General features: G+C 72.1%; 15 protein-coding genes. 11 read left to right on the plus strand and 4 right to left on the minus strand.

Annotated elements, in window-relative coordinates; all coding sequences use genetic code 11:
* Window positions 1–27: 27 nt before the first annotated feature.
* From FHX52_RS18120 to FHX52_RS18155, 8 genes are all read left to right on the plus strand, one after another.
* Entirely contained in the window at window positions 28–1,998 is a 1,971-nt protein-coding gene (locus FHX52_RS18120; RefSeq protein WP_141823806.1) for a protein kinase family protein, read from the plus strand.
* Between the two features lie 2 nt (window positions 1,999–2,000).
* Window positions 2,001–2,576 carry an RNA polymerase sigma factor SigM gene (gene sigM / locus FHX52_RS18125; protein ID WP_141823807.1) on the plus strand — a complete coding sequence of 192 codons (576 nt, stop codon included), beginning with the start codon at window positions 2,001–2,003 and terminating at the stop codon, window positions 2,574–2,576.
* A 205-nt stretch (window positions 2,577–2,781) separates the two neighbouring features.
* Window positions 2,782–3,567: a hypothetical protein gene (locus tag FHX52_RS18130; RefSeq protein ID WP_141823808.1), complete on the plus strand. Its 786-nt coding sequence runs from the start codon at window positions 2,782–2,784 to the stop codon at window positions 3,565–3,567.
* Window positions 3,568–3,759: 192 nt separating this feature from the next.
* On the plus strand, window positions 3,760–4,794 hold the full coding sequence (gene trxB, locus FHX52_RS18135) for a thioredoxin-disulfide reductase (RefSeq protein ID WP_141823809.1): 1,035 nt from the start codon (window positions 3,760–3,762) through the stop codon (window positions 4,792–4,794).
* 64 nt (window positions 4,795–4,858) lie between these two features.
* Window positions 4,859–5,182, plus strand: coding sequence for a thioredoxin (trxA, locus tag FHX52_RS18140; RefSeq protein WP_141823810.1), 324 nt, complete (start codon window positions 4,859–4,861; stop codon window positions 5,180–5,182).
* 160 nt (window positions 5,183–5,342) lie between these two features.
* Window positions 5,343–6,539: an N-acetylmuramoyl-L-alanine amidase gene (locus tag FHX52_RS18145; protein ID WP_141823811.1), complete on the plus strand. Its 1,197-nt coding sequence runs from the start codon at window positions 5,343–5,345 to the stop codon at window positions 6,537–6,539.
* 149 nt (window positions 6,540–6,688) lie between these two features.
* Window positions 6,689–7,606, plus strand: a complete 918-nt coding sequence (locus FHX52_RS18150) for an ABC transporter ATP-binding protein (protein ID WP_141823812.1) — start codon at window positions 6,689–6,691, stop codon at window positions 7,604–7,606.
* Window positions 7,606–8,766, plus strand: a complete 1,161-nt coding sequence (locus tag FHX52_RS18155; RefSeq protein WP_141823813.1) for an ABC transporter permease — start codon at window positions 7,606–7,608, stop codon at window positions 8,764–8,766. The genes FHX52_RS18150 and FHX52_RS18155 overlap by 1 nt, the downstream gene beginning before the upstream one ends.
* A 39-nt stretch (window positions 8,767–8,805) precedes the next feature.
* On the opposite strand, the gene FHX52_RS18160 is transcribed toward FHX52_RS18155, so the two are convergent.
* Entirely contained in the window at window positions 8,806–9,477 is a 672-nt protein-coding gene (locus FHX52_RS18160; protein ID WP_141823814.1) for an N-acetyltransferase, read from the minus strand.
* Between the two features lie 181 nt (window positions 9,478–9,658).
* Here FHX52_RS18160 and FHX52_RS18165 point away from each other — a divergent pair, with 181 nt between their 5' ends.
* Both FHX52_RS18165 and FHX52_RS18170 read left to right on the plus strand, forming a co-directional pair.
* Window positions 9,659–10,459: a hypothetical protein gene (locus FHX52_RS18165; protein WP_141823815.1), complete on the plus strand. Its 801-nt coding sequence runs from the start codon at window positions 9,659–9,661 to the stop codon at window positions 10,457–10,459.
* 124 nt (window positions 10,460–10,583) lie between these two features.
* On the plus strand, window positions 10,584–11,606 hold the full coding sequence (locus FHX52_RS18170; protein WP_141823816.1) for a glutathione S-transferase family protein: 1,023 nt from the start codon (window positions 10,584–10,586) through the stop codon (window positions 11,604–11,606).
* 207 nt (window positions 11,607–11,813) lie between these two features.
* Here the strand turns inward: FHX52_RS18170 and FHX52_RS18175 are convergent, their stop codons facing one another.
* Window positions 11,814–12,632 carry an alpha/beta fold hydrolase gene (locus tag FHX52_RS18175; RefSeq protein ID WP_141823817.1) on the minus strand — a complete coding sequence of 273 codons (819 nt, stop codon included), beginning with the start codon at window positions 12,630–12,632 and terminating at the stop codon, window positions 11,814–11,816.
* A gap of 94 nt (window positions 12,633–12,726) precedes the next feature.
* Window positions 12,727–13,623, minus strand: coding sequence for a metallophosphoesterase family protein (locus FHX52_RS18180; protein WP_141823818.1), 897 nt, complete (start codon window positions 13,621–13,623; stop codon window positions 12,727–12,729).
* A 42-nt stretch (window positions 13,624–13,665) separates the two neighbouring features.
* Here FHX52_RS18180 and FHX52_RS18185 point away from each other — a divergent pair, with 42 nt between their 5' ends.
* Window positions 13,666–14,067, plus strand: coding sequence for a PNPOx family protein (locus tag FHX52_RS18185; protein WP_141823819.1), 402 nt, complete (start codon window positions 13,666–13,668; stop codon window positions 14,065–14,067).
* A 31-nt stretch (window positions 14,068–14,098) separates the two neighbouring features.
* Here FHX52_RS18185 and FHX52_RS18190 read toward each other — a convergent pair whose 3' ends face one another.
* Window positions 14,099–14,959, minus strand: coding sequence for an Fpg/Nei family DNA glycosylase (locus FHX52_RS18190; protein WP_141823820.1), 861 nt, complete (start codon window positions 14,957–14,959; stop codon window positions 14,099–14,101).
* Between the last annotated feature and the right edge of the window lie 34 nt (window positions 14,960–14,993).

Genomic DNA, 14,993 nt, shown 5'->3' on the forward strand with positions numbered 1-14,993 from the left:
CGCGGCCACATCAGGGAGGGGTGACGCATGCAAGGGGTCGGACCCGGGACACTTCTCGGTGGGCGGTATGCCGTCACCCTGCGCACGTCTGAGGCGCCCTCCCACGAGCGCTGGCGCGCGAGCGACCACACGCTCGAGCGAGAGGTCGTCCTCGTCTGCTTCCCGGCGTCGTCGCCGATCGCCGCCGCCGCCCTCGACGCGGCACGCCGCGCTGCCGGCGTGGAGGACCCGCGCCTCGTGCGCGTGCTCGACGTCGGCACCGACCAGGGCATCGCCTTTGTCGTCGAGGAGCCGCTCACCGGCGCCGTGCCGCTCTCGCACCTGCTGCAGTCGGGCGGCCTCTCCGCCGACGAGGTGCGCCGGCTCACCGGCGAGACCGCGAGCGCCCTCGACAAGGCGAGCCACCGCGGGCTGCACCACCTCGCTCTCACCCCGAGCACCGTGCTGCGCATGCCCGACGGCGCCGTCAAGGTGCGGGGCCTCGCCACCGAGGCCGTGCTCACCGGCGCCGACCGCATCTCCGACGAGCAGGCGGCCCGCGCCGATGCCGTCGGGCTCGTCAAGGTCGCGTATGCCGGCCTCACCGGACGCTGGCCCGCCGTCTCGGTCGACGACGGCCTCGTCGGCCCCGGACCCGCTGCCGGCACCGGGCTCGAGAACGCGCCACCCGTCGTGGGCGGCGTCACCGCTCCCTCCGAGATCGTCACCGGCGTGCCCAACGACCTCGACCTCATCTGCCGGATGACCCTGAGCAGCAGCGGCGGCCGACGCGGACCGCTGTCGCCCGGCGACCTCGCCCTCCAGATCGCTCCGTGGCCCTCCGTTCCACCGCAGTCCGACGGGGCCAGCGGCATCCGCCTGCCCGCCCCGCGCGCGTCGGCCGGCTCGACCCGGGTCCTGCCCGCTGTCGGTGCCGCTGGCGCTGCCGGTGCCGGTGCCGCCCGCGCCGAGGGCTCGACCGACGTCATCCCCGCTGTCGGCGGCGCCGACGAGACCCGGGCCTTCGCGAGCGGATCGTCCACCGGCGGCGCTGCTGCCGGTGGGGCGGGCGCCGCTGCCGGAGCCGCCGGGGCTGCGGCCTCGGGTGGCGCTAGTGGCACGGCCGGCCTCGCCGCTGCCGGGGCTGCGGCAGCCGGTGCCGCCGCTGCCATCGGTGACCGGGTGGGCTCGTTCGCCCGGGCCGCCGCCGACAAGGCCGCCGCCCGCGCCGCCGAGCGCCGGGCCGCACACTCCGCCGCCGACGACGACTACGACGGTGAGGAGATCGCCCTCACCGACGCGCTCGACGAGGCGCCCGACACCGACCTCGAGCCGCCGCTGCCCGTCTTCGGCCGCGATGCCCCCGAGCGACCGTCGGGCACCCAGTCGCGCATCGCGCTGGCCATCGTCGGTGTCCTCGTCATCGTGGCCCTCATCATCGGCATCAACAACGTCGCCAAGATCGGCAAGAGCGACGGCGACACCGCTGCTGCCGTGGTGACCGTCACGGCGACCCGCTCGACCTCGAGCTCCGCAGCGCCGACGACGAGCGAGCCCGCCCCGACGTCGTCGTCCGCTCCCCCGGCCACGCCCGTGTCGATCGTCGGCGGCACCGGCTACGACGAGCAGGACGGCACCGAGGCCGACCAGAACGTCAAGAAGGTCTACGACGGCGACCCGAGCACCGGCTGGCAGTCGCGGTGGTACGGCACGCCCAGATACAACGGCGGCAAGGAGGGTGTCGGGGTCATCCTCACCCTGAGCCAGCCGACGGCCGTCAGCGAGGTCGAGCTCGTCCTGCCGGCCAAGCAGGACGTCACCGTCTACCTCACCAACGGCACCTCGCGCAGCGGCGCGCAGGAGGTCGGCTCCGCCAAGGGCGCCGAGGGCACGGTGACGATCAAGGCCTCGAAGAAGCTCGAGCCGGGCACGACGCTCATCGTCTTCGTCACCAAGGCGGCCCCGGCCGAGTCCCCGACCCGCTACCGAGCCCAGATCAACGAAGTGACGGTGCGCTGACCGTGGCGCTCACCGAGCCGGGCGGCGGCGCCCCGCCCGGTGACCTCGTCGGCCTCAGCGATGCGGAGCTGCTCCAGCTGCACGTCGAGGGCCACGCCACGGCCTTCGGGGAGATCTTCCGCCGGCACAAGGACCGGATGTGGGCGGTCGCCCTGCGCACCGTCCGCGACCCGGAGCTCGCCGCCGACTGCGTGCAGGACGCCTTCATCGCCGCCTTCCGCCGCGCCGGCTCGTTCCGCGGCGAGGCCGCCGTCACCACTTGGCTGCACCGCATCGTCGTCAACGCCTGCCTCGACCGCCTGCGCCGGCGCCGGCCGACGAGCGAGCTGCCCGAGTTCGAGCTCGCCGACCGCCACGACGACCACGCCTCCACCGAGGTGCGCCTCGACATCGAGGAGGCCCTCGCGAAGCTCCCCGAGGGGCAGCGCGCCGCACTCGTCCTCGTCGACATGCACGCGGTGCCGGTGGCCGAGGCGGCCGCGATCCTCGGCGTCGCCGAGGGAACCATCAAGTCGCGGTGTGCCCGCGGGCGAGCGGCCCTCGCCGAGCACCTCGGACTCGTCGTCAAGCCCGGATGACAAGGCCGGTGCGCGACGGGTGGGCGACGGGTGGGCGCAACGGTGAGGGTCAGCGCCAGCGGCCGTGGCACACGGGGTCTGAGAACGATGGAACCTCGTGAGGCCACGCATCGTCGGAGACGCGGCGACCGGCATACCCCGGCGGCTCCGGCCTGCCGACCCTGACCCCTGAACCACCCGCGACATCGCACGAAGGACCTCACCCGTGGACGAGTCCGAGCACCCCACCCCTGCCGACCGACCCGGCGAGCCGTCCGGGTCCGAGGCACCCCTCGACCCTGCCGTCGACGCCCGCGTCAGGGCCCTCCTCGCCGAGGCGGGTCAGGGTGCGGGCGGCGCGCCGATGCCGAGTGTCGTCTCCGACCGGATCGCGGCCGCCCTGGCCGACGAGGCACGCCTTCGCGTCAGCCGTGGCCCGCTCGCCGGCACGGACGGCACCGAAGGCACGGGCGGCGCGGTCGGAGCCGTCGTGCCGCTCGAGAGCCGTCGGCGGCAGCGGCCGTGGGTCGCCGTCGCCGCGGTCGCCGCCGCGGCAGCCGTCGTGGCCGTGGGCGCATCGGCACTGCACGTGACGAAGCGCCCGAGCCCGGCCGCCGTCGTCGCGGGAGAGACGCCGAGCATCACAACGACCAGCGCAACCCCGGCCGCGGTGGGCAACCCGCACATCCAGCTGAGCACGACCGACTACCGCTCGGGCACCTTCGGCGCTCAGGCGCGCGACCTGCTCGACCACCCGGCCACGCCGCTGCCCGACCTCGCAGCCGAGTCCCCCTCGCTGGGTCCGATCGCGACGCCGGTCGGGCTGGCCTCCTGCCTCGACGCGATCGGGGCAGGCGGTGGGGCGGTCAGCCTCGACCTCGCGAGCTTCGAGGGGCGGCCGGCGGCGGTCATCGTCGTGACCCGCGACGGCACGAGCACGGCGTATGCCGTCGAGCGCAGCTGCGCTCCCGGCAACGTCACCGCGCTGGCGGGCGCCACCCCCGTCCCCTGACCGTCCCGCCCCCTGAGTCCCCACGCAGGCGTGGTTCGGGGGTCCACGGGGGCGCAGGCCGTTCACGGCCGTGAGCTCCCGTGTGTGGGAACATCGACCGCCTAGGATCGGTTGAGGCCTATGCAGCCACGAACCACCGGTGTGCCGGAAGGTCGGGCCGCGAACCCGAGAGCAGCAATCAGGAGCAGCACCATGTCCGACGTCCGCAACGTCATCATCATCGGCTCCGGCCCCGCCGGCTACACGGCTGCCGTCTACGCCGCCCGCGCCAACCTCGCCCCCCTCGTCTTCGAGGGTGCCGTCACGGCAGGCGGCGCGCTGATGAACACCACCGAGGTCGAGAACTTCCCCGGCTTCAAGGACGGCGTCATGGGGCCCGACCTCATGGACGGCATGCGCGCCCAGGCCGAGCGCTTCGGCGCCGAGCTCGTCACCGACGACGTCGCCGCTGTCGACCTCACCGGTGAGATCAAGACCGTCACCGACAGCGAGGGCACCGTCCACCGGGCCCGCTCGGTCATCCTCGCGATGGGCTCGGCCTACCGCGAGCTCGGTCTGCCCCGCGAGAAGGAGCTCTCCGGCCACGGGGTGTCGTGGTGCGCGACCTGTGACGGCTTCTTCTTCCGCGACCAGGACATCGCCGTCGTCGGTGGTGGCGACTCCGCCATCGAGGAGGCGACCTTCCTGACGAAGTTCGCCCGCACCGTGACGATCATCCACCGGCGCTCCGAGCTGCGCGCGAGCAAGATCATGGCCGACCGCGCCCACGCCAACGACAAGATCCGCTTCGCGTGGAACTCCGAGGTCGCACAGATCCACGGCGAGGGCAAGCTCTCCGGCGTGACCCTGCGCGACAGCGTCACCGGCGAGACGAGCGAGCTCGCGATCACCGGCCTCTTCGTCGCGATCGGCCACGACCCCCGCAACGAGCTCATCACGGGCGTCGTCGACACCGACGACGCCGGCTACGTCCTCGTCGACGGCCGGTCCACCCGCACCAACGTGCCCGGCGTCTTCGCCTCCGGCGACCTCGTCGACCACACCTACCGGCAGGCGATCACCGCCGCCGGCTCCGGCTGTGCGGCCGCCCTCGACGCCGAGCACTACCTCGCCGCCCTCGAGGACACCACCAGCCCCGAAGCTGCGGCCGCCGAGGCTGCCGCGATCGACGAGACCGACTCCGGCGAGATCGCCGTGCCGAGCGTGACCGTCGGTGCCTCCGCGTAACCTCGACGACAGACCTGCCAGACCCACCCAGCCCAGCCCCGCGGCATACCGAAAAGGAACCTCCATGGCCCTGAAGAACACGACGGACGCCACCTTCGCCGACGACGTCCTCATGAGCGAGAAGCCCGTGCTCGTCGACTTCTGGGCGACGTGGTGCGGCCCGTGCCGCAAGGTCGCCCCCATCCTCGAGGAGATTAACGAGCAGTACGGCGACAAGATCGAGGTCGTCAAGCTCGACACCGACGCCAACATGGACACCGCCGCCCGCTACGGCGTCGTGTCCATCCCGACGCTCAACGTCTACGTCAAGGGCCAGGTCGTCAAGACGATCGTCGGCGCGCACCCCAAGCCCAAGCTGCTCCGTGAGCTCGAGGAGTTCATCGCCTGAGCGTGCTCAACGCGCGGTCGGCGATGCCGGCTCCAGAACGCCCCCGCAGGGGTGGCGCGTGTCCTCCTGGGATGCGCTGCCACCCCTGTGCCGTTTACGCTGCACACGGCCAGCCACGCCACCGTGACCTGTCGGCGACCAGTTCGAGGAGGGAGCCGAGATGACCCCACCACCGTCCATCGCGCTCCGCCGCGGCGACGCCGGACCGGCCGTCGCGGCGGTCTGTGAGCGCCTCGTGCTCACCGGTGACCTCCCCGGCGGCTCCGGGCACGCCGACCGCCATGGCGACCCGATCTTCGACGAGCGGGTCGAGCAGGCGGTCAAGTCCTTCCAGCAGCGTCGCGGGCTGCTCGTCGACGGCGTCGTCGGCCGCCACACGTATGCCGTCCTCGACGGGGCGCGCTGGACGCTCGGTGACCGGGTGCTGCGCTACATCCCCGAGTACTTCGTCGAGGGCGACGACGTCGTCGCCCTCCAGTCCCGCCTCGCCGAGCTCGGCTTCACGCCCGGCAAGGTCGACGGCATCCACGGACCCGCCACCGACGCGGCCGTGCGGGCCTTCCAGGCCGCCCTCGGGCTCGAGTCGGACGGCACCGTCGGGCCCGAGACGATGCGAGCCTTCGCCGGCCTCCGCCGCTCGGTCGTGGGCGGGTCGGCGAGCGCCCTGCGCGAGCGAGAGAGCATCCGTCGCAGCGGCTACAGCCTGAGCGGGCGCACCGTCGTCGTCGACCCCGGGCACGGCGGCACCGACCGCGGCGCCTGCGGGCACCTCGGTCTCGAGGAGGCGCGGCTCGCGCTCGACCTGGCCCGCCGCATCGAGGGCCGCCTGTCGGCCCACGGGGTCAGTGTCGTCTTCACGCACACCGAGGTCACCGACGGCGGCACCGATGAGGAGCGCGCTGCCTTCGCCAACTCGTGCGACGCCGACCTCGTCCTGTCGCTGCACACCGACCACTCGCAGACCGGGTCGGCCCACGGTGTCGCGACCTACTTCTACGGCGCCGGCGACCACGCCGGGTGGTCGAGCATCGGTGAGCACTTCGCCGACCTGCTGCTGCGCGAGGTCGTCGCCCGCACGGGCCTCACCGACTGCCGCACCCACGCACGCACCTGGCCGCTGCTGCGGCGCACCCGGATGCCGGCCGTGCGCCTCGACGTCGGCTACCTCAGCCACGAGGGCGACGCTGCTGCCCTCGCGAACCCGCACACGCTCGACCACGTGGCCGAGGCGGTCGTCGTCGCGCTCCAGCGCGTCTATCTCGGCGAGGCCGACACGTCCCGCACGGGCATGCTGCGCCTCGATGACCTGCGCCGGCACCTGGCATCGATGCACGGCGTCGGAGCCGGCGACCGCTGAGCTCCGCCGCCTGCCCCTGAGTGGCACGGGGTGGCCCTTGAGTGGCACGGCGTGGCGCCTGAGGGTCCCAGAAGTGGCTCCCGCCACACCCAGCCCCAGGTCCGGTGAAACGCCCCGGGGCCTGGCTCGCCCGCGCGTATGGTCGAGACATGAGGCTCGCCGTGCGCGACGTCTCCCACGCGTTCGGCGACCGGGTCGCCCTCGACGGGGTGAGCCTCGACGTGACCCCGGGGGTGCTCACCGGCCTGCTCGGCCCCAACGGCGCGGGCAAGACGACGCTGATGCGGGTCATGCTCGGTGTCCTCGACCCGACGCGGGGCGAGGTGCTGTGTGACGGGCGCCCCGTCGGCGAGGAGGACCGCCGCCGGTGGGGCTACATGCCGCAGGAGCGCGGCCTCTATCCCGGTATGCCGGTGGGTGACCAGGTCGTCCACTTCGGCCGCCTCCACGGACTCTCGCGCCACGACGCGACGATCCGCGCCCGCGCCCTCCTCGATGAGTTGGAGCTGGGCGACCGGTGGGGCGACCGCACCGACAAGCTCTCCGGCGGCATGCAGCAGCGGCTCCAGCTGGCCACCTCGCTCGTGCACGACCCCGAGGTGATCGTCCTCGACGAGCCGTTCGCGGGCCTCGACCCGGTCGCTGTGGCGAGCCTGTCCGGCACCCTGCGGCAGCGGGCGCGCGCCGGATGCACCCTGCTCTTCTCGAGCCACCAGCTCGACCTCGTCCAGGACCTGTGCGAGGAGATCGTCATGGTCGACCACGGCCGCACCGTCCTCGAGGGCGACGTGGCGCGGCTGAGGGCCGCCTCGGGTCGGCGCCAGCTGCGCCTGCACGTGCAGTCGACCGACCGGGCGTGGCTCGCCGGCTTCCCGGCCGTGACGGTCATCTCCGACGAGGCCGACGACCTGCGGCTCGACATCCCCGTCGGCACCGAGCCGCTCGAGGTGCTCGACGGCGCCCGCCGGGCCGGGCGCGTCGTCGACTTCGGGCTCGAGCTGCCGACGCTGTCGCAGCTGTTCCTCGCGGCGGCGGCGCGACCCGACGAACGAGTGGGGGCGGGCTGATGGGCACGTGGTGGCGCGGCACCGCACTGGTCGCCGAGCGAGGGATCGTCGAGAGCATCCGGTCGCGCACGTTCAAGGTGGTGACGGGCATCCTGCTCGTCCTGTCGGTCGCGGCCGTCGTCGTCCCGCAGATGCTGCGCTCGGACCAGACGACCTACACGCTCGCGACGGCCGGTCCCGCACCGGCGGGCCTCGTCGCAGCCCTCGACGCCGCAGGCCGGGCAGCCGACTTCACGGTGCGCTACGAGACGCGCGCCGATGTGGCCGCTGTGCGCCAGGCGGTCCGAGACGGCGACGCCACCGCCGGGCTCGTCGGCGACTCGCTCTACACGTCGGTGGGCAGCGGCACCTTCCCCATCGTCGTCGCCCAGTCGGTCGTCGCCCTGGAGACCTCGAGACGGCTCGTCGAGGCAGGGCTCACGCCCGCGCAGATCAGCGGCATCCAGTCGGTGAGGCCACCGCAGCAGGTCGACGTCGGCAGGGTGGAGGACGCCCGGTCCGTCGTCGGCTTCGCCGTCGGCATCGTCCTCTTCCTCGCCCTCACCTTCGCCGGCAACACCATCGCCACGACGGTGGCCATGGAGAAGTCGACGCGTATCTCCGAGGTGCTGCTGGCCGTGCTGCGGCCCAGCCAGGCCCTCGTCGGCACGGTGGCCGCAGTGGGCGCGGTGACCTTCCTCCAGCTGCTCGTGCTCGTCACGCCCCTGGCGGTGGCGGTGCAGGTCATGAACGACGTCGAGCTGCCACCCGTGGCCGGGGGCGACCTCGCCATCGCGGTCGTGTGGTTCGTGCTGGGCTTCGCGCTCTACGCCTTCCTCTTCGCCGCCGCCGCATCGCTCGTCGACAAGATCACCGAGGTCGGCTCGGCGATCATGCCCGTCACGCTCGTGCTCACCGGCTCCTACCTCGTCGCCATCACCGTCGTGGCGCGCAACCCCGAGGGCGTCTGGGGCATCGCCGCCTCGCTCTTCCCCTTCACCGCTCCCATCGCGATGCCCGTGCGGTGGGCCGGCGGACTCGTCCCGGTGTGGCAGCTCCTCCTCGCCATGGCGCTCACCGTCGGCACGGCGGTCCTGCTCGTCGCGATGGCGTCGGCCATCTACCGTCGGGCCCTCGTCATCACCGGCCGTCGGGTCAAGGTGACGGAGGTCTTCCGTTGAGGCCGGCGAGCCTGAGGGTCGCTGCCGCTCCGGGGGCACTCAGGGCTGGTCGGCGGAGCGGGCCGAGCCCGACCCGCGCGGGTGCACCTCGGGCGCCGGGTGCGCGCCGGGGATGCGGGCGAGCGCCCGCGCGAGATAGGCGGCCGCCTCGTCGCGCAGCGTGACCGCCGTGCGCAGGTCGATCCGCAAGCGGGGGTATGCCGGGTGGTCGCGCTCCACCCGGAAGCCGAACTTCTCGAGCGGCTCGGTCTCGAGCACGCAGGCGTGCGGTCCGACGGCGGCGGGACGGGAGGCGATGACGTCGAGGGCGCGTACGTGCTGCTTGAGAGCGTCCTTGGCAGCCGTCTGGAGCAGGACCTTGCACAGGCCCCGCCCGTCGCCGTTGGCCTCGGGCGAGGTGACGGCCGTGACGAGCATGACCGTTGCCGGGTCACCCGGCGCCGTCGGGAAGGCCGCGAGCCGGGGCACGAAGCGCGCCGGCGTGAACACGACGTGCCCGATGGGACGGTCGTCGACATAGGCGATGCGGCCGGGAGGGCCCCAGTCGGCCGTGACCTCCTCGACCCACGCGGCGAGCGCGTCGAGGTGCGCCTGGGCGTCGCGCGGTCCTCCGTGCCCGTTGTGGGGGACGGTCTGCCAGAAGGTGCACGGCGCACACGACCCGACGAGGTCACCGACCCGATCGGGCGTGAGCAGTCGCAGGTCTGGCATGACCCCATTCTCACCCCACGGCCCGCGCGCCACACGCGGTGGCCCGCCACACGGCATACCGGAGAGGTCGGTGCGGGCCCCGGCGACGTCGTCACCTCTCGGCGAGCAGCTGTCGGCGGCTGCCCCTACCGTGTGACGACACGACCCCGCCGTGAGGGTCTGAGCTCGACAGGGACGTGAGATGAAGGTCGCCGCGCGCGCTGGTGTCGTTGTTGCCGTGGGGGTCCTCCTCGCACTGGCCGGCTGCGGTCCGAGCCCCACCACGCCATCCAGCGACGCCACCCGAGCGGTGGCACGCGGCACCCGCACGCAGCCCCCGAGCGCCTCCGCGACAGGCGCCACGGCGTCTTCGGGTTCGGCGACCCTTGACCCCTCGGCGCCGAGCTCGAAGGCGGTCCTCGCCAAGGCGGAAGCGCGGGCCAAGGCGCTGCGCTCCGGGGCCTACGAAGCGCGCTTCACCGGCGGCAAGGAGCCCGTCCGCATCTCGTTCCGTGGCTCGCGCACCGACTACGGGATCCTCCTCGTCGTGGGAGCGACCGAGGCCGTCTTCTACATCCACGGCGCGACGGCCTACATCCGGGGCAACGCCCAGTTCTGGGCCCAGGCCAGGACGCCCGACCCCGGCAAGGACGTCTTCATCGAGGTGCCGACCAACCGGATCGGTCCCGCAACTGACCTCACCCTCGAGCGGACACTGCGGCAGCTCATCACCACCGCGAGCGCCCGCGTGGTGCCCGAGGTCACCAACGCCGAGAGCCAGGGCATCTCGTCGTGGTCGCTGACCGACCGGCGCGGTGCCCGGGCCGGCACGGTCTACATCAGCAAGGACACCTTCGACGTGATCCGGGTCAGTGACCGCGACCGGGACGTCGCCACCTTCGAGTTCTACGGGTGGAACGACACCTTCGCCGTCCCCACGCCCCCGAGATCCAAGATCCTCAAGGGCCCTCCCCGCGGCGGCGTGTCCGGCTATACCGCCTAGACGGGTTCCTCGGACCGCGCCGGTCGAGCACCGGACGCGCGCCAGCTGCTCGGCCCCGACCCGGTGCTCCGTCACCGCGCGTGCGGCGTCCAGCCACACGGCATACGGAAGTTAGGGTGGCGCCATGAGCGAGCAGGGCACCTACGTCGAGAAGTCCTTCGAGCGCGACACGAACTACATCACGACGCGTATCACGGCCGACGGCCGCGACGGCTTCCCGGTCGAGGCGGGGCGCTACCGACTCGTCGTGGCGCGTGCGTGCCCCTGGGCGAACCGCGCCATCATCGTGCGCCGGCTGCTCGGTCTCGATCACGCGATGTCGATGGGGATCTGCGGGCCGACGCACGACAGGCGCAGCTGGACCTTCGACCTCGACCCGGGCGGTGTCGACCCGGTGCTCGGGATCCCGCGCATCCAGGACGCGTACTTCAAGCGCGACCCCGACTACCCCCGCGGGATCACCGTGCCGGCGTTCGTCGAGATCGCGACCGGAGCCGTCGTGACGAACGACTTCAAGCAGATGACCGTCGACATGGAGACGGAGTGGGCGCAGTTCCACCGCAAGGGCGCCCCGGACCTCTACCCCGAGCACCTGCGCGACGAGATCGAGGCGGTCAGCAAGCCGATCTACACCGAGGTCAACAACGGCGTCTACCGCTGTGGCTTCGCCGGCACGCAGGAGTCGTACGACTCCGCCTACGAACGGCTTTTCGCCCACCTCGACGTGCTGGAGGAGCGGCTGTCGACCCGGCGCTACCTCGTGGGCGACCACATCACCGAGGCCGACGTGCGGCTCTTCACGACGCTCGTGCGCTTCGACCCCGTCTACCACGGCCACTTCAAGTGCAACCGCAACAAGCTCATCGAGATGCCGGCGCTCTGGGGCTACGCGCGCGACCTCTTCCAGACGCCCGGCTTCGGCGACACCGTCGACTTCGCCCACATCAAACGGCACTACTACATCGTGCATCGCGACGTGAACCCCACGGGCATCGTCCCGCTCGGCCCCTCGCTCGAGAGCTGGGCGAGCCCGCACGGGCGCGAGGCGCTCGGCGGGTCGCCCTTCGGTGACGGCACGCCGCCCGGGCCGCCCCGCGAGGTGGTGCCGCCGGAGCACAACCCCGTGCTCGCGATGCTCGCAGACTGAGCAGAGGTATGCCGCCCAGTTCCCTTGCGCTGCAAGGGAACTGGGCGACGTTGCCTTGACTGCTACCCCCACCCAATCGGAAGAGCACTCCGTCGTTACCAGCCGATCGAAAGAGCACTCCGTCGTAGCGGGCCGATCGAATGAGCGCCCCGCCCCACGCGTATCGCTCTCTCGATTCCCGAGGTATGCCTGCCGCTGGACTCGGGATCAGGAGCGGTAGAACTCCGCGAGGGCCGGCGCCAGCACGGGCGCGGGCACCTCGTGGAAGGCGCCCGGCAGCTCGACCGCCCGGGCCTGCGGCAGCGCGTCGGCGAGCACCTGAGCGGAGTCGTGCAGCCACGGCATCGCCGTGCCGCTGCTGCACACCGCGAGGAACGGCACGGAGACCTTCGCCAGGGTCTCGGTCGGCAACCCCTGCTCGTCCCCGCCGAGACACAGCCCGTCGTACTTCAGCGTGTAGGTCATCGCGAGCATCGGCTCCCACATCGGCGTGCCGACCATGCCGTCGACCATCTCGTCGGGCATGCCGACGACCTCGTGGTTGAAGTAGCGCAGGATGCCCTCACGGTCCCCTGCCGCCTCGAAGCGCTCGAGCGTGCCGATGTAGTCGTCGGGTGCGGGAGGCCACGACTGGCTGCGATAGGGCACCTCGATGGCCGAACCCTTGTCGACCGGCGCCCCCGCCGCGAGGGCCTCGATGACGAGTGCGCCACCGGACGAGACTCCGAAGACGTATGCAGGAGAGCCGGATTCGCGGTTCGCCTCGATCACGGCGGTGAGGTCCTCGATCTCGCGCTGCACGGCATATGGCTGGGTGTCACCGGTGTGACCCCGGCCTCGCCGGTCGTAGGTGACACCGGTGAAGCCCTCCTCGGAGAGGCTCTTGGCGAGGTCGCGAAGGGCGCCGCGATCGCAGAAGGCCCCTCCGACCAGAGCGACGACCGGCCCCGATCCGTAGCGCTCGTAGGCGATGGTCGTGCCGTCGGTCGAGGTGGTCTGCTCCACCGTGCTGGTCTGCGTGGTCATCTGTCACTCCTCCGGGCTGGCCCGCTGGTCGGGCTCTCATGTCCTCGTCGAACGACGGTGGTCGGCTTCGACACGTCGAGCTCGAATCTTCTCTTCAGGTGCGTTTGCGCGAGAAGACCTCGCGCTGCTGCTCCGTCGGCACCGTCGCCATGTAGTCCATGACCGCCTCACTGAGAGCCGGCCAGGTCTCGTGCTGGCTGACCGGCACCACCGTCGCGACGACCTCGTCGGCGTGGATCTCGACGAGGTTCCACGACTGCGGGCCGTCCACGCCCATGAGCAGCTCCCGCGGAGCGCCCACGTCGTCGACATAGCTCACTCCCCCGGCGACCATGACCGGCACCGAGCCGAGCATCCCGAAGCTCGTGACGTGCAGGTGCCCACTGAGCACCGCCCGGACGTCCGTGCCCTCGACGACCTCGCGCAGGCGGTCGACGTCGTCGAAGTCGAGCAGCTGCATGACCGGGGAGCGGTAGGTGATGGGCGCATGATGGATGACGAGGATCGTGCCGTGGTCAGCCTGTGTCGTGAGTTCCTTCGCGAGCCAAGCGTATTGGTCGTCAGAGAAGCCGCCGTGGTGGTAGCCCGGAACGGCTGAGTCGATCGTGATGATGCGCAGGCCGCGGACGGTGGTGACCCGATCCTGAGGTGCATCGTCATCCACGCCGAAGAGCACCGTGGCCAGCGGCCGGCGCTCGTCGTGGTTGCCACCGGTGACCACGAGCTCGCAGCCGAGACGCTCGACGACCGGGCCGACGAGCTCGAGGAGCAGCTCGTAGGCGGCGGGCTCGCCGCTGTCGGCGAGGTCGCCGGAGATGACGAGGGCATCGATCGCCTCGCTGCAGGACTCGACCCGCTCGAGGCCCCGCCGGAGCTGCTCCGCGGTGTCGATGCGGCCGGCGAGCCGCCCGCCCCGCGACCCGAGCAGGTGTGGGTCGGACAGGTGGGCGATGACGTGCGTGGGGGCGGGCCGACCGCCGCTCAGGGCCATGCAGCCACCTTAGGCGTGGCAGGGTGGAGGAAGGATGTTGCGATGCCCGTGCCGCAGGCGGTGACGAAGGTCAACAAGGCTGTGCTCAACAAGGGGCTGCGCCATCTGGCCGGTCACGGCTGGTTCGTCGAGCTCGAACATCGCGGCAGACGGTCCGGGCGTGTGTTCCGCGTGCCGCTCATGGCCTTCGACGGTGCCGACGTGGTCACCATCGCGCTCACCTACGGCCGGGGCGTCGACTGGCTGGCGAACCTCCGGTCCGCCGGCGGCGGGAGGATGCACCTGCGCGGAGAGCTGCTGACGCTGGGCGCCCCGCGTGACCTGCCGCCCGCCGAGGGCCTTGCCCGTATGCCGCAGCCGCCCCGGACGATGCTGCCGTTGCTGGGCTGCGAGGACTGGGTGGAGCTGCCCGTGCTCGAGCGCACGCCGTGGCGCGGGTGGTGACGAGGGCTGACCGCCGACCCGGTGGATGCACTCAGTGACGGCGCTGGCAGTTGGCGCACCAGTAGAGCCGCCGGCCGGCGATCTCCCTCTCGCGCACCGTCTTGCCACAGCGAGGGCAGGCCTGCCCCGTTCGCTTGTAGACGGCGAAGCGACGCTCGAAGTGGGCCCCCAGGCGCTCCCCCGTCGACTCGTGGGTGATTGCTGTCGCCGACCCGTCGGCGACCATGAGCTGCGCCTCCTCCACCTGGTCGTCGACGGTGAGGATCTGCGAGAAGGCGACTCCGAGGGGCAGGAGGTCGACGAGGTCGGCCCAGATCAGCTCCCACGTCGCACGTTTGAGCTGCGTGCCCAAGGTGAACGGGTTGGTGCGGTGACGGTGCAGCACCTCGCACCGATAGACGTTGCCCACGCCGGCGAGGACCGACTGGTCCATCAGCAGCTCCGCGATCGTCTTGCGCCGCAGTTGGATGCGCTCCCAGGCGCGGTTGCCGTCCGCAGCCGGGTCGAGCGGGTCGGGGCCGAGGGCGGCCTCGATCGCAGCGACCTCGGGGTCGTCGATCAGCTCGCAGGTGATGGGGCCGCGCAGGTCTGCGACATAGTCGTCGTTGAGCAGACGCAGGCGCAGGGCTCCGCGGGGCTCGACCGGCGGACGGCCGGCCAGAGGCTTGACCGGGAAGGAGCCGATGAGTCCGAGGTGCACGTGCAGGATCTCGTCCGGGAACTCGACGAAGAGGTGCTTGCCCACCGCCCGGGCGAGCTGGACGACCTCGCCGTCGAGGCGCCGTGCTTCGTCGGCGAAACGCCCCTGTGGGCTCGTCGCCTCCACCGGTCGACCGCCGAACGCGCGACCGAGCCGGCCGGCGAGGGCATGGATCGTATGTCCCTCAGGCACGGTGACCCCTCGCAGTACGAGGAGGGGTCGCCGT

Source organism: Humibacillus xanthopallidus (assembly GCF_006717145.1).
In the GTDB taxonomy this organism is placed as follows: Bacteria; Actinomycetota; Actinomycetes; order Actinomycetales; family Dermatophilaceae; genus Humibacillus; species Humibacillus xanthopallidus.

Bases quoted from the DNA above. Each gene is read 5' to 3' on its own strand.
- FHX52_RS18175 (WP_141823817.1), bottom strand. From the start codon at position 12,632: ATGACCACGCAGACCAGCACGGTGGAGCAGACCACCTCGACCGACGGC.
- FHX52_RS18165 (WP_141823815.1), top strand. From the start codon at position 9,659: ATGAAGGTCGCCGCGCGCGCTGGTGTCGTTGTTGCCGTGGGGGTCCTC.
- FHX52_RS18145 (WP_141823811.1), top strand. From the start codon at position 5,343: ATGACCCCACCACCGTCCATCGCGCTCCGCCGCGGCGACGCCGGACCG.
- FHX52_RS18185 (WP_141823819.1), top strand. From the start codon at position 13,666: ATGCCCGTGCCGCAGGCGGTGACGAAGGTCAACAAGGCTGTGCTCAAC.
- trxA (WP_141823810.1), top strand. From the start codon at position 4,859: ATGGCCCTGAAGAACACGACGGACGCCACCTTCGCCGACGACGTCCTC.
- FHX52_RS18120 (WP_141823806.1), top strand. From the start codon at position 28: ATGCAAGGGGTCGGACCCGGGACACTTCTCGGTGGGCGGTATGCCGTC.
- trxB (WP_141823809.1), top strand. From the start codon at position 3,760: ATGTCCGACGTCCGCAACGTCATCATCATCGGCTCCGGCCCCGCCGGC.
- FHX52_RS18180 (WP_141823818.1), bottom strand. From the start codon at position 13,623: ATGGCCCTGAGCGGCGGTCGGCCCGCCCCCACGCACGTCATCGCCCAC.
- FHX52_RS18170 (WP_141823816.1), top strand. From the start codon at position 10,584: ATGAGCGAGCAGGGCACCTACGTCGAGAAGTCCTTCGAGCGCGACACG.
- FHX52_RS18155 (WP_141823813.1), top strand. From the start codon at position 7,606: ATGGGCACGTGGTGGCGCGGCACCGCACTGGTCGCCGAGCGAGGGATC.
- FHX52_RS18150 (WP_141823812.1), top strand. From the start codon at position 6,689: ATGAGGCTCGCCGTGCGCGACGTCTCCCACGCGTTCGGCGACCGGGTC.
- FHX52_RS18160 (WP_141823814.1), bottom strand. From the start codon at position 9,477: ATGCCAGACCTGCGACTGCTCACGCCCGATCGGGTCGGTGACCTCGTC.